The 12,824-nt window shown below is 73.2% G+C and carries 13 protein-coding genes; 3 read left to right on the top strand and 10 right to left on the bottom strand.

The window, feature by feature from the left end; translation table 11 throughout:
* Nucleotides 1-59 precede the first annotated feature (59 nt).
* From ccsB to V1258_RS06955, 6 genes are all read right to left on the bottom strand, one after another.
* On the bottom strand, nt 60-1,082 hold the full coding sequence (ccsB, locus tag V1258_RS06980; RefSeq protein WP_329748975.1) for a c-type cytochrome biogenesis protein CcsB: 1,023 nt from the start codon (nt 1,080-1,082) through the stop codon (nt 60-62).
* The gene (gene resB, locus V1258_RS06975; protein ID WP_329748974.1) at nt 1,079-2,647 is read right to left on the bottom strand and encodes a cytochrome c biogenesis protein ResB; all 1,569 of its coding nucleotides are present in this window, start codon (nt 2,645-2,647) and stop codon (nt 1,079-1,081) included. The genes ccsB and resB overlap by 4 nt, the downstream gene beginning before the upstream one ends.
* Complete coding sequence (locus V1258_RS06970) at nt 2,647-3,423, bottom strand: cytochrome c biogenesis CcdA family protein (RefSeq protein WP_329748973.1); 777 nt, start codon at nt 3,421-3,423, stop codon at nt 2,647-2,649. The genes resB and V1258_RS06970 overlap by 1 nt, the downstream gene beginning before the upstream one ends.
* Nucleotides 3,420-4,001, bottom strand: a complete 582-nt coding sequence (locus V1258_RS06965) for a TlpA family protein disulfide reductase (protein ID WP_329748972.1) — start codon at nt 3,999-4,001, stop codon at nt 3,420-3,422. The genes V1258_RS06970 and V1258_RS06965 overlap by 4 nt, the downstream gene beginning before the upstream one ends.
* Entirely contained in the window at nt 3,998-4,645 is a 648-nt protein-coding gene (locus tag V1258_RS06960; protein WP_329748971.1) for a histidine phosphatase family protein, read from the bottom strand. Before V1258_RS06960 ends, V1258_RS06965 begins: the two co-directional genes overlap by 4 nt.
* 134 nt (nt 4,646-4,779) lie before the next feature.
* Entirely contained in the window at nt 4,780-5,286 is a 507-nt protein-coding gene (locus tag V1258_RS06955; protein WP_329748970.1) for a MarR family winged helix-turn-helix transcriptional regulator, read from the bottom strand.
* 119 nt (nt 5,287-5,405) lie between these two features.
* On the opposite strand from V1258_RS06955, the gene V1258_RS06950 reads away from it, so the two are divergent.
* Entirely contained in the window at nt 5,406-5,933 is a 528-nt protein-coding gene (locus V1258_RS06950) for a YceI family protein (protein WP_329748969.1), read from the top strand.
* 73 nt (nt 5,934-6,006) lie between these two features.
* The gene (locus V1258_RS06945; protein WP_329748968.1) at nt 6,007-6,312 is read left to right on the top strand and encodes a glutaredoxin family protein; all 306 of its coding nucleotides are present in this window, start codon (nt 6,007-6,009) and stop codon (nt 6,310-6,312) included.
* A 94-nt stretch (nt 6,313-6,406) separates the two neighbouring features.
* Here V1258_RS06945 and V1258_RS06940 read toward each other — a convergent pair whose 3' ends face one another.
* From V1258_RS06940 to V1258_RS06925, 4 genes are all read right to left on the bottom strand, one after another.
* Entirely contained in the window at nt 6,407-6,505 is a 99-nt protein-coding gene (locus tag V1258_RS06940) for a 30S ribosomal protein bS22 (RefSeq protein WP_019174583.1), read from the bottom strand.
* Between the two features lie 113 nt (nt 6,506-6,618).
* Nucleotides 6,619-8,265 (bottom strand): GTPase, encoded by a 1,647-nt coding sequence (locus V1258_RS06935; protein ID WP_329748967.1) that lies wholly within the window; start codon nt 8,263-8,265, stop codon nt 6,619-6,621.
* The gene (locus V1258_RS06930; protein WP_329748966.1) at nt 8,262-9,992 is read right to left on the bottom strand and encodes a dynamin family protein; all 1,731 of its coding nucleotides are present in this window, start codon (nt 9,990-9,992) and stop codon (nt 8,262-8,264) included. The genes V1258_RS06935 and V1258_RS06930 overlap by 4 nt, the downstream gene beginning before the upstream one ends.
* A gap of 13 nt (nt 9,993-10,005) precedes the next feature.
* On the bottom strand, nt 10,006-11,256 hold the full coding sequence (locus tag V1258_RS06925) for an acetoin utilization protein AcuC (protein ID WP_329748965.1): 1,251 nt from the start codon (nt 11,254-11,256) through the stop codon (nt 10,006-10,008).
* A 91-nt stretch (nt 11,257-11,347) separates the two neighbouring features.
* Between V1258_RS06925 and V1258_RS06920 the strand changes: the two genes are divergently transcribed.
* Nucleotides 11,348-12,730 carry a TrkH family potassium uptake protein gene (locus V1258_RS06920; RefSeq protein ID WP_329747412.1) on the top strand — a complete coding sequence of 461 codons (1,383 nt, stop codon included), beginning with the start codon at nt 11,348-11,350 and terminating at the stop codon, nt 12,728-12,730.
* Nucleotides 12,731-12,824 lie beyond the last annotated feature (94 nt).

The raw sequence follows: 12,824 nt of genomic DNA, 5'->3' as shown, positions 1-12,824 counted from the left end.
TCCCCCGGGTCTCCCGGCGCCGGCGACGGAGCAAGCGATCAGCGATCAGGCCCCGCGGCTCACAGCCCCGAGTACGAGTGCAGGCCGTTGATGACCGTGTTGACGATCGTGTAGTTGAAGACCACGGCGAGGAAACCGGCGAGCGCGAGCCAGGCCGCGCGGGTGCCGCGGAAGCCGCCGGTGGTGCGGGCGTGCAGGTAGGCGGCGTAGATCACCCAGATGATGAAGGTCCACACCTCCTTGGGGTCCCAGCCCCAGTAGCGGCCCCAGGCCTCGCGGGCCCAGATCGCGCCGAAGATGAGGGTGAAGGTCCAGCACACGAATCCGACGGAGTGGATGCGGAAGCTGAGCCCCTCGAGCACGGTCGAGGAGGGCAGGCGGTCCAGCACCCGGCCCATCGCGCCCCAGTGCCCCTCGCCCGCCCGCTCGTGATGGGCCTGCGTGAGCTGCAGGGCCGCGACGACGGCGCCGAGGATCGACAGGGACGTGGCGAGCACGGCGACGGCGATGTGGATGTAGATCCAGTGGGAGTTCTGCAGGCTCGGGGTGAGCTCGGCGGCGGGCACGATCCACACCAGCTGCGCGAGCATCAGCGCGACCAGGACGGGGCCGAGGACGAAAGTGCCGAGCACCCGCAGCTCGGCGCGGCGGATCGAGAACACGAGGAAGGCGAGCATGACGACGGCGGTGCTGGTGGTCGCGAACTCGTACATGTTCGTCCACGGCACCTGCTTGGTCGCGCCGGAGCGGGTGGCGACGCCGAACAGGTGCAGCGCCGTGCCGAGGCCCGCGAGGACGAAGGCGAAGGTCTGCGCGGACATCGTGCCGGGAGCGCGCGGGGATCCGACGGGCCCCTCCGCGTCGGCGTCCTGAGCACCGGCGCCGGACGCCACGGCCGACGCGGCTGCCTCGGCGGGAACCCCGCCGGCGGCCACCAGCTCCTTCTGCGCGAGCTTCTGGTCGCTGCGGCGCTGGGAGGTGGAGGCGAGGTCGGCCGCGAAGCCGATCAGCGCCAGCACGTACAGGATGATGGTGACCATGATCGCCAGGGAGGAGATCTCGGCCAGCTGCTGATCGATCACGGGGCACTTCCTTCGGTGGACTCGACGAGTCGGCGGGCGAGGGTCCTCACATCATCCTCCAGATCCGGGCCATCGCTGCGTGCGAGACCGGCGACCTCGAGCACTCCCCCGGATCCGACGCGCACCCACACCCGTCGGCGGGGCACGAACAGCGACAGGATCAGGCCGGTCACCGCCGTCAGGGCGCTCACCAGCACCCAGCGCTCGAAGGGGTCGTAGGCGACGTCGAAGGCGGCGTAGCGCTTGATGCCGTCGAAGCTGATGGTGGTGCCGTCGGGCAGCTCGTACTCCTGGCCCGGGTAGAGGCGGAGCAGCACGGGGTTGCCGCTCTCGTCGGTGACCGGGGTGAGGGTGGAGAGGTCGACCTCGTAGGCGTTCTGCGGCACGCCGTCGTCGAGGCCGAGGTCGCCCTGGTAGACGGTGAGGGCGAGCTGCGGGTCGACGAGGTCGGGGTACTGGGAGTGGGGGCCGTTCTCGTCGATCACGCCGGTGGGCAGGAAGTAGCCGACCACGGCGGTCTGCTCGGGGCTCGCGTCGGGCGCCTTGAGCACCACCTGCGAGGTGTAGCCGACGTCGCCGAGCGGCACGGTGATCAGGGGACCCTCGGCGACGACGGTTCCCTCCGGGTCGGTGACCGTGATCTCGGGGGCGTAGCCGTTGCCGAGCAGGTACATGGAGGCACCGTCGACGTGGAGAGGCTTGTTGACCTGCACGGTCCGCTCCTGCACCGCGCCGTCCTCGCCCGTCACCGCGACGTCCGCCTCGAAGCTCGTCGGCTGGCCGACCTTCGAGGGATCGCCCTCGAGCACGTACTCGGCGCGGAAATCCTCGAGGGTGAAGCGGAAGGACGGCAGGTCGGCGGGGTCGAACCAGGCCCCCGACTGGAAGGAGTCGTACTGGGTGAGGGAGTTGGAGAAGCCGCCGCCCTCGACGACGGTGATCTGCCCGTGGTAGCGGGTGAGCTGGCCGCCGGCGACGCAGATCAGCACGCCCACGAGCGCGATGTGGAAGAGCAGGTTGCCGGTCTCGCGCAGCAGACCCCGCTCGGCGCTCAGCGAGTCCCCCGTGCGCTCGACGCGGTAGCGACCCCGGCGCAGGCGGCGCTGCGCGGTCTCGAGGAGCGCGTCGGCGTCGGCCTCCGGCAGCTCCACGCGGGTGTAGCCGGTGAAGCGGGTGAGCCGGGACGGGGTGCGCGGCGGGCGCGAGCGCAGCTGGCGTAGGTGCACGCCGACGCGCGGCACGATGCACCCGATCAGGGAGATGAACAGCAGCAGGTAGATCGCCGAGAACCACGGCGAGGAGAAGACCTCGAAGAAACCCAGGGTGTCCAGGATCTCGCCCCAGCGCCCGTTCTCCTCGAGGAACTGCTCGGTGAGGGTCGGGTTGACGCTGCGCTGCGGGTACAGCGAGCCGGGCACCGCGGCGATCGCGAGCAGCATCAGCAGGATCAGGGCGGTCTGCATGCTGGTCAGCTGCCGCCACAGGAACAGCAGCGTGCCGCGCAGCCCGAGGGAGGGACGGCTCGTCGCCTCGACCTTGCTGCTCCAGGAATCGTGCTCGTTCATCACACCACCGGCTCGAAGGTCGCGATCAGGCCCTGCAGGGAGCCCATCCAGGCGGTCCACACCCCGGTCATCAGCAGCACCCCGATCGCGATCAGCAGCGCCCCGGAGAGGAGTCCGATCACCCGACGATGCCGGGAGAGCCGACGGCTCAGCCCGAGGGCGCGGTCGAACAGCAGGGCGAAGAGCACGAAGGGGATCCCGAGGCCCAGGGAGTAGGCGAGGGACAGGATGGCGCCGCGCATCACCGCGCCGTCTCCGCCGCCGTCGAGGGACAGTGCGGCGATCGCGGCGTAGGTGGGGCCGATGCAGGGGGTCCAGGACAGGCCGAAGATGAGGCCCATGAGCGGGGCGCCGAGGAGCCCGGCGTCGGGTCGCTTGGAGGTGACGGGTCGGTTGGCGCCGACGCCCGGGAACACCCCGAGGAAGACCAGACCCATGAGGATCACGATCGCGCCGGCGATCCGGTTGATCCACACCGCGTGGGCCTGCAGGAGGTAGCCGAGCGCCCCGGCGAAGCCGCCCAGCACCATGAACACCACCGCGAAGCCGGCGACGAAGAGGAGCGACCCGAGCAGCATGCGCCGGGTGTCGGGCTTGCCGCTCTCCCGCTGTCCGGCGAGCCCGGAGACGTAGCCGAGATAGCCGGGGACCACCGGCAGCACGCACGGGGAGAGGAAGGCGACGAGGCCCGCGGCGGCGGAGACCGCAAGGGCCAGCAGCAGCGATCCGTTCAGGGCGGTGGCCTGGAAGGCAGCGCCGAGGTCGGCCCCGTTCATTCGGCGAGGACCGTGTCGAGCATCGCGCGCAGGACGGACGGGTCCGCGGCGCCGGAGATGCGGGCGGCGACCCGCCCCTCCCGGTCGAGCACGAGCGTGGAGGGCACGGCATTGGGGGCGACCTGGCCGCGCAGGGCGTACATGATCTGCGCGTCGGTGTCGGGCAGGGACGGGTAGGTGATGCCGTAGGTCTGCTCGAAGGCCTGCGCGGGTCCCGCCGCATCGCGGACGTTCACCCCGAGGAAGGCGACGCCCTGTGCGGCGTACTCCTCGGAGATCGCCTGGAGGTCGGGGGCCTCCTTGCGGCAGGGCGGGCAGGAGGCGTACCAGACGTTGAGCACGAGCACCTCGCCGCGGAGGTCGGCGCTCGCGAGGTCCTCGCCGTCGTAGGTGGTGCCGGAGAAGTCCAGCGGCTCGTCGCGCTGCTCCGCGGGGATCTCGGTGGTCACGCCGTCGCCGGAGACGTAGCCGGCGTCGCCCGAGGAGTAGCGGCCCGAGGTGTCGGTCCCGCAGGCCGCGAGGACGGCGGTGAGCGAGAGCCCGCCGGCGGCGGCGAGCAGGGTGCGGCGGGTGGTCACGTGAGCTTGCCTCCGGTGGCGTCGACGGCGTGCACGGTGAGCGAGGCCGCAGGCTCGGCGTAGTCGACGCCCGTGAGGCAGTCCCCGTCGAAACGCAGGGTCGTGACCGAGCAGAGCGCGCACTGCCGACGGCGCGGGTCGTGGATCAGGGGTCGGCCCTCGGCGCTGCGCCGGGCGAGCCAGATGGGCAGCTGGTGCAGGACCAGCACGGCCTCCCGGCCCTCCGCCTCGGCGCGGGCCTGCTGCACGGCGGCGGCGACGCGGGCGACCTGTGCCCGGTAGGGCTCGCCCCAGGAGGGACGGAAGGGGTTCGCGAACCAGCGCCAGTTGCGGGGATCCGTGAAGCGGGCCTCGCCGTGGCCCATGCGCTGCCCCTCGAAGCGGTTCCCGGACTCGATCAGCCGCGGATCGGTCGTGATCTCGAGGCCGTGGGCGGCGGCGATGGGCGCGGCGGTCTGCTGGGCGCGCAGCAGCGGGGAGGCGCGCACGAGGGCCACGTCGTGCTCGGCGAGGTGGGCGCCGACGAGGGCCGCCATCTGCTCGCCGCGCTCGGTGAGGCGGTAGCCGGGCAGGCGGCCGTAGAGGATCCGTTCGGGGTTGTGCACCTCGCCGTGGCGGACGAGGTGGACCGCGGTCGTGCTCATGGGCGCCGGCTCCTTCCCTGATCGTCCCGCTGCTCCTGGCAGAGCCGCCTCACGGTACCAACCACGTCTGGGACGAGCCCGCGCGCGAGGCGGTGGGCGCGGCGGGCATCACGTCCGCCGACCGCCCGCGGTTCTCACTCCGCGGTCGCGGGGCGTACGGCGATCGGAGCGTCCTCGGGCAGCGTCCCGCCGAGGATCCGGCCGAGCTCGAGGAAGTCCGCGTGCCCCACGACGTCGAGCAGGTTCTCGCGCACGGAGCGCACGTGCAGGGGCGCGGCGCGCTCGAGCAGGGCCATGCCGGCGTCGGTCAGCTGGGCCTGGCGCCCGCGGCCGTCGGAGCTGCAGCGCACCCGCTCGACCAGGCCCCGCTTCTCCATCCGGGAGATGGTGTGGGTCAGGCGCGAGCGCGAGTGGACGACGCGGTCCGCGAGCTCGGACATGCGCAGGAAGCGGTGCTCCTCCTCGGAGAGGCGCACCAGGATCTCGTATTCGCCGAGGGTCAGGTCGATCTCCGGATCGGACTGCAGCGCCTCGGTGAGGCGGTCGGTGAGCAGGGTCGTGGCGTAGAGGAAGCGCCTCCAGGCCAGCTGCTCCTCGTGCGTCAGCCAGAGACCCTCAGGGCTTGACTCCGTGTCGTGCATCACGTTCTCCTGTTCCTCGTGACTCGCGGTTGTGTCGGGATCGATCATAGTTTATCTTTCAAGCAAGCGCATCGGTCTCGACGAGATCCTGCGGCACCGACCCCGAGAAGGAGACCCTCATGAACGACCTCACCCCCGGCACCTGGACCCTCGACCCCAGCCACACCTCCGCATCCTTCACCGTCCGTCACGCGGGCATCTCCAAGGTCCGCGGCCAGTTCACCGACGTCGAGGGCACCCTCGTCGTCGCCGAGGGCGGCGACCTCGCCTTCACCGCGTCCCTCAAGACCGCGTCGGTCGACACCGCGAACTCCGACCGCGACAACCACCTCCGCTCGGGCGACTTCTTCGACGCCGAGACCCACCCGGAGATCACCTTCCGCTCCACCGGCCACCAGGGCGACACCCTCACCGGTGAGCTGACCATCAGCGGCGTGACCAAGCCCGTCGAGCTCGACTTCACCTACGAGGGCGCCGCGACCGACCCCTTCGGCATCTACCGCGCCGGCTTCACCGCCGCGACCAAGATCTCCCGCAAGGACTTCGGCCTGACCTGGAACGCCGCGCTCGAGGCCGGCGGCGTGCTGGTCTCCGACGAGGTCAAGATCTCGATCGAGGCGGAGTTCACCGCTCCCACCGCGGCCTGATCGCCCCCGCACCCTCGACGGGCCGTCCGCAGACCGCGGGCGGCCCGTCGTCGTGCTCGCTACAGTGCCGCCCATGAGCACGCCCCGCATCCCCTCCCCCTCCGATCCGAACGCCCGCGTCGTGTACCTGACCCGTGAGGGTTGCCATCTGTGCGACGACGCCCTGCCGGTGGTGCGCGCCGAGGCCGATCGCGCCGGCACCTCGGTCGAGGTGCGCGACATCGACGAGGACGAGGCGCTGCGGGCCGACTGGACCTACGACGTGCCGGTCGTCATCGTCGACGGCGCCGTGCACGCGAAATACCGGGTGGACGCCGCGGAGCTCCGCTCCGCGCTCGCCCGACGCCCCTGGTGGAAGCGCCTCACGGGCCGCGCCTGAGGCCCGCGGGTCGCGCCCGGCCCGAGACGCCCCCGGACGGCGAGAGGGCCCCCGTCCGCGTGGACAGGGGCCCTCTCTCGCGGTCAGACCGCGATCACTTCTTGTTGCGGCGCTGGTGACGCGTCTTGCGAAGCAGCTTGCGGTGCTTCTTCTTGGACATGCGCTTGCGTCGCTTCTTGACGACAGAACCCATAGATGGCCTCAGATCTTCATGGTGGTGAAAGGTTCATGAGTGCGCGGCCCACGGAAGTGCTCCCTCGAGGAGACCCCGGGGCCGGCGCCACGATCGACGCCCCATTCTACACGTCACTCCCCGTGGGCGAGTGCGAGATCCGTCGCAGCCCCCGCCGCCAGGCGCAGCTCCTCGTCGACCTCCCGCACCACCAGCGAGTCCGCGACCTCCGCGACCCGCTCGCGCAGCAACCGGCGCGCCCGTCGGGTGCGGGCCGCGGCGGCGAGCGCGGCGAGCGCCGTGCCGAGCAGGCCCAGCAGCAGGCCGGCCGCGAGGCCCAGCACGATCAGCGCGGTGGGCAGCGGCACGGGGATCCACAGGCCTTCGAGCATCGGCAGCGGCAGCGGCGGGATCCCGGCGAAGGCCAGGGCGGCGTTGGCGGCGAGCCAGCCGAGGCCCACCACCGCCGTCAGCAGCGCGAGCCACTGGAGCACGTCGAGCACGGGCCACCACCAGGAGGTCTCCCGGGAGCGCAGGTCCGCGCCCGCGACGGCCTGGTCGAGCGCATCCGGCAGCTCCTCCTCGCGGGAGCGGGCGGCGGCGCGGATCGCGGCGCGCCAGGGATCGGTGCCGCCCGCCGAGGCGGCGTCGGCGAAGCGGCGCACGCCGCCGGCGGCACGGGCCCGGGTCGCCGGATCGGCCTCGGGCAGGGACGATCGGTGCACCTGCTCGTCGGCGCGCTCGCGGCCGAGTCCGAGGCGGGCGAGGGGGTCGGCGCGGAAGCGACGCAGCCAGCGCACGGGCGGCCAGCCGACGCGGCCCGCCGCGCGGTGCCGGTAGGAGCCGCCGACGGCGCTCGCCACCGGCTCGACCCGCGCGGCGACCGCGAGGTCGTCGACGAGCTCGGAGACCTGGGCCTCCGCGCTGCGGGCGGGGAGCCCGGCCGGGTCGGCGGCGGAGCGCAGGGACTCGGCGGCCGCGCGCACATCGGCGCGGTGGCGGGAGGCGACGGCCTCGCGTCCGCGGGCCACCTCGGTCAGCAGGTCCCGCAGCGGCTCGATGCCCTCCCCGGTCTCCGCGGAGACGCCGAGCACGGGCGCCCGCTCGAGGCCGTCGCGGCGCGCGAGCTGCTCGAGGGAGGCGAGCACGCCCTCCCGCTCCGCGGACCGGATCCGGTCGATCTGGTTCAGCACCAACACGGTGACGGCGTCGTGCCCCGCGAAGGGCTGCACGAAGTCCTGATGGAGGACGGCGTCGGCGTACTTCTGCGGGTCGGTGACCCACACCAGCACGTCCACGAGGCCCGTGAGCCGCTCGGCGATCGCCCGGTTGCCGAGCTCGACCGAGTCGAGGTCCGGCAGGTCCAGGAGGACGAGGCCCGAGTCGCCGGGGAGGTGGTGGCGGTCCTCGACCTCGAGCCAGTCCAGCAGCGGGTCGCTGCCCGCACCGCCGAAGACCGCGGCGACCGGTGCGGAGGTCGTGGGGCGGCGCACCGCGGCGCGCGTCACCTCCTGGCCGACGAGCGCGTTCAGCAGGGAGGACTTCCCGGAGCCGGTGGCCCCGAAGAGCCCCACCACGGTGTGCTCGGCGGAGAGGGCGCGGCGGCGGTCGATGCGGCCCACGACCTCCTGGGCCGCGGAGACGTCCCCGCCCGGGGCGACCGGGGCGAGGGCGTCGGCGGCCCGGGCGAGGGCGTCGAGGCGGTCCGCGAGCGGGGCACCGTCGCGGCGGGACCTGCGCGAGGAGCGGGCGGAGCCGGAGGAGCGGGAGAAGAGGCTCATGCGCCGCTCCTGACCTCGTCGGCGAGCGCGTCGAGGGCGTCGGCGTCGGCCGCGAGGAGCTCCCCCGTGCCGACCTCGCCGAGGGCGTCGAGGCGGTCGAGGAAGGGGGCGGAGCGCCCGGCGACGAGGACGTCGAGACGCTGGCCGAGCCGCTCGCGGGCGATGCGCGCCATGCGGCGCACGGCCTCGTCGCCGAAGATCGTCTCGAGCAGCTTCTGACCGACCACCGCGGTCGCGGCGCCGGCGCCCACCTCGAGGCCCGTGGGCACGAAGGCGGTCGAGGCGAAGACCACGATCATCAGGGCGACGCCGACGGCGTTCACGCCGAGGGAGAGCAGCCGCGCCCGCGTGCGGCGATCCGCGCCCTCGGTGCGCACCAGCTCGAGCACCTCGCCCTGCCAGGCGCGGATCTCGGCGGTGACCTCGTCGACATAGCCCTCGGGGAGCCGGGAGAGGTCCCGGCCCTCGGCGAGGAGGCGGCCGGAGGGGCCGGCCCGCCAGGCGGCGTCGGCCCGTTCGGCGCCGCGCGCGGTCTCGTCGATCACCACGTGCACGAGCCCGGTGCCGAGCGCCTGCTCGGCCGCGATCGCCGGGGCGGGACGACCGGTGAGGGCGAGGCCGATGCGGTCCCGCACGCGGGAGACCATGCTCTCCAGGCTGCGGAACAGTTCGCCGGTGCCGACCACGTCCTGCCAGCGGGCGAGCACCTCGCCGCGGAGCAGGGAGCCGTCGCCGAGGGCCGCGTCGATCCGCTCCCGGGAGCCGGAGAAGGCCTCGATCGCCTCGTCGCGCAGGCGCTGGCGCTCGGCGTCCTGGGCGCGCGCCTGCTCGGCGAGGGTGCGGGCGGAGCCGGCGAGGGAGGTGATCGCGCCGGCGAGGGTGCGGCGGGCAATGCGGGAGCGGGCCTCGCCGTCCTCCGCGAGGGACTGGACGTGCGCCCGCAGCTCGGCGATCCGCTCGGGGGCCAGCAGGCCGTCCGCGTCGAGCTCCGACTCGGGGACCAGGAAGAGGCGGTCCGGGGCGAGACCCTGCCGCTCGAGCATCGCGCGGAGATCCTCGGAGAGCTCCTCGGCGACGCCGGGGCGGTCGGGGATCCGGTTCATCACCACGTCCACGGTGACATCGCGTTCCGCGGCGCTGCGCAGCACCTCCCAGGGCACGGCGTCCGCGTACCGGTTGGCGGTGGTGACGAAGAGCCACAGGTCCGCGGCGCGCAGCAGCTGCCGGGCGAGCTCCCGGTTGCCGGCGGCGACGGAGTCGATGTCAGGGGCGTCCAGGAGCGCGAGGCCCGCGGGGATCCGCTCCTCGGCCCGCAGCTCGAGCGAGGTGGAGGGGGTGAGGTCGCCGGTCGTGGACTCGACCTCCCCGCCGGTGACGCGGGCGAGGCCGGGCAGGATCCGGGTGCCCGTGAACCAGGCGCGGTCCTGCGGGTGGTGCAGCAGCACCGGCCGACGGGTGGTGGGGCGGATCGCGCCCGAGCGGCTCACCACGGCGCCGACGAGGGAGTTCACCAGGGTGGACTTGCCCGCGCCGGTCGAGCCGCCGATCACGGCGAGCAGCGGGGCGTCGAGGGAGTCCAGGCGCGGGACCACGTGGTCGCCGAGCTGGGTGAGGGCGGCGGTGACCTCGGCGCGGGCCTGCTCGGCGCCCTCGAGGGGCAACGGCAGCTCGAGGGCGCGGAGGTGCTCAGCGAGGTCCTCGAGAGCGGCGGGACGCGGGGTGGTCATGCGGCCCAGTGTGTCAGTCGAGGAACGGATCCAGACCCCACTCGGGGAAGGCGACGCGTCGCGCGGCCTGCACCGCCCGGTCCAGGTCGTCCTCGGGGTCGAAGCCGGCGGACCAGTCCTTGATCGTGAGCGGCCGGCCGTCGCCGTAGCGGGACATGACGGGATCCGGGGAGAGGCCATGGGCCGTGCGGGCCCGACCCTCCGTCGTCAGGTAGGAGGCCGGGAGGGACTCGGCGGGGTCGAGGGCCTCCCCCGTCGCGACCGCGATGAGCTGGGCCCAGGAGCGCGGCACCACGTCGATCACGGCGTACCCGCCGCCCCCGAAGGCGAGCCAGCGGCCGTCGCACACCTCGTCGGCCAGCTCGCGCAGGATCAGCATCGCCTCGCGGTGCGCCTCGAGGGTGACGGAGAAGTCGGCGAGCGGATCCGCCCGATGGGTGTCCGCGCCGTGCTGGGTGACCAGCACCGTCGGCCGCACCGCACGCACCAGCGCCGGGACCGTCGCGCGGATCGCGCGCAGCCAGCCGTCGGCGGTGGTGCGCGGCGGGAGCGGGACGTTGATCGCGGAGCCCTCCGCCCCGGGACCGCCCGTGTCCTGCACGAAGCCGGTGCCGGGGAAGAGCCGCTCCCCCGTCTCGTGCACCGAGAGCGTCACCGCGCGCGGCTCGTCCCACAGTGCGAGCTCCACGCCGTCGCCATGGTGGACGTCGAGGTCGACGTACATGACCCGCTCGGCGCCGGCGGCGAGAGCGTGACGGATCGCGACCGCCGCGTCGTTGTAGACGCAGAAGCCGGAGGCGCTGCGGGGCCGGGCGTGGTGGAGACCGCCCGCGACGTTCACGGCGCGCCGCACCCTGCCGGTGAGGATCGCGTCCATCGCGGCGAGGGAGCCGCCGGCGATGCGGGCGGAGGCGGTGTGCATGCCCGCGAAGGGCGGGACGTCGTCCCCGCCGATCCCGAAGGCGATCAGCGCATCGAGCTCCTCTGCGGTGAACTCGGAGAGGCCATCGCGCTCGGAGGCGGTGCGCACCGCGGCGACGTACTCGGGATCGTGCACGGCGGTGAGCTGGGCATCGGTCGCGACGGGCGGGTCCAGGTCGATCACGCCCGGACGATCCAGCAGACCCGCGCAGCGCGCCAGCTCCCGGGTCAGCTCGAGACGGATCGGGGACATCGGGTGGTAGGGGCCGAAGTCGTACTCGCGCAGCGCCTCGGACCACACGATGCCGGTGCGGGCGGCGGGGTGGGCGGCGTCGGCGACCATGCCCCGAAGGGTAGCCGGGGTCGTAGACTGCCGCGGACGCGAGCCGGGGACAGGACCGGGGACACGATGAGCCGGGGCAGGGAGGGGAACGATGGACAAGCACTGGTCCCGCCGTGCCCCCACCCCGAAGTGGCGCGTCTACCTGCAGGCCCTCACCAAGGCGACCCCGGCGCGCATCGCGCTCGGCGTCTTCACGCTGATGATCGCGGTGTTCACGGTGCTGCTGTCGCTGCCCGCCGCGACGGCCGACGGCACCCGCACCCCCTTCGTCGACGCCCTGTTCACGGCGGTCTCCGCCATCTGCGTGACCGGCCTGACCACCGTGGACACGGGCGTGCACTGGTCGCGCTTCGGCCTCGTCGTGATCATGGTCGCGGTGAAGCTCGGCGGCCTCGGCCTGCTGACCCTCGCGTCCCTGCTGAGCCTCTCGGTGCTGCACCGCCTGGGGCTCGCACAGCGGATGATCACCGCGCAGGAGACCCGCGCCGAGCGTCTCGCCGAGGTCGGCGGCGTGCTCCGGGTCATCCTCATCACCTCGACGAGCTTCGAGGTCGCGACCTTCCTCGCCCTGACCCCGTACATGATCGTCACCGAGCACGGGGTCGGCGAGTCGCTGTTCCTCGGCCTGTTCTACGCGATCAGCGCCTTCAACAACGCCGGCTTCGTGCCGGAGGCGGCAGGCACCTCCCAGTACCTCGGCGACCCCTTCTTCTCCATCCCGATCGGCCTCGCCGTGCTCGTGGGGTCGCTCGGCTTCCCCGTGATCCTGGTGGTGGTCAAGAAGCTGCGAACCCCGCGGCGCTGGAGCCTGCACGCGAAGCTCACCTTGACCACCACCGCGGCGCTGTTCGTGCTCGCCTGGGCGGCCTACCTCGCGCTCGAGTGGGCGAACCCGGCGACGCTCGGCCCGCACGGCATCGGCACCAAGATCCTCGCCTCGGGCTTCACCGCGGTGATGCCTCGGTCGGGCGGTTTCGCGAACATCGACGTGGGCCAGATGACGGGCGAGTCCCGCCTGCTCACCGATCTGCTGATGTTCATCGGCGGCGGCTCCGGATCGACCGCGGGCGGCATCCGCGTGACCACCTTCGCGCTGCTGGTGCTGTCGATCTGGGCGGAGGTGCGCGGCAACCCCGACGTCGAGGCCTTCGGCCGACGCATCCCGCAGGAGACCATCCGCCAGGCCATCGGCGTGCTCGTGATGAGCTCGGCGGTGGTCTTCCTCGCGACCTTCCTGCTGCTGCGGATGACGGCCTTCACCCTCGACCAGACGCTCTTCGAGGCGCTCTCCGCCTTCGGCACGGTGGGCCTGTCCACGGGGATCACCCCGCATCTGCCCACCGAGGCCAAGGTCGTGATCATCGCCTGCATGTACGTGGGACGCCTCGGGCCGATGACCCTCGGCGCGGCGCTCGCCCTGCGCCACCGCACCCGCATGCTGCAGCTCCCGCTCGAGCGCCCGATCGTCGGCTGAGGCGCAGCGTCGGCGGAGCCCGATCAGTGCTCGCCGCAGCGGGCCTAGACTGTGCCCGCCCGGTCCCGTCCGCTGCGGACCGAGCACCGCATCG

It is taken from the genome of Brachybacterium sp. J153 (assembly GCF_036311905.1).
Lineage (GTDB): Bacteria > Actinomycetota > Actinomycetes > Actinomycetales > Dermabacteraceae > Brachybacterium.
Note: the sequence above shows the minus strand (reverse complement) of the source record. Positions and strands in the feature narration are given on the sequence as shown.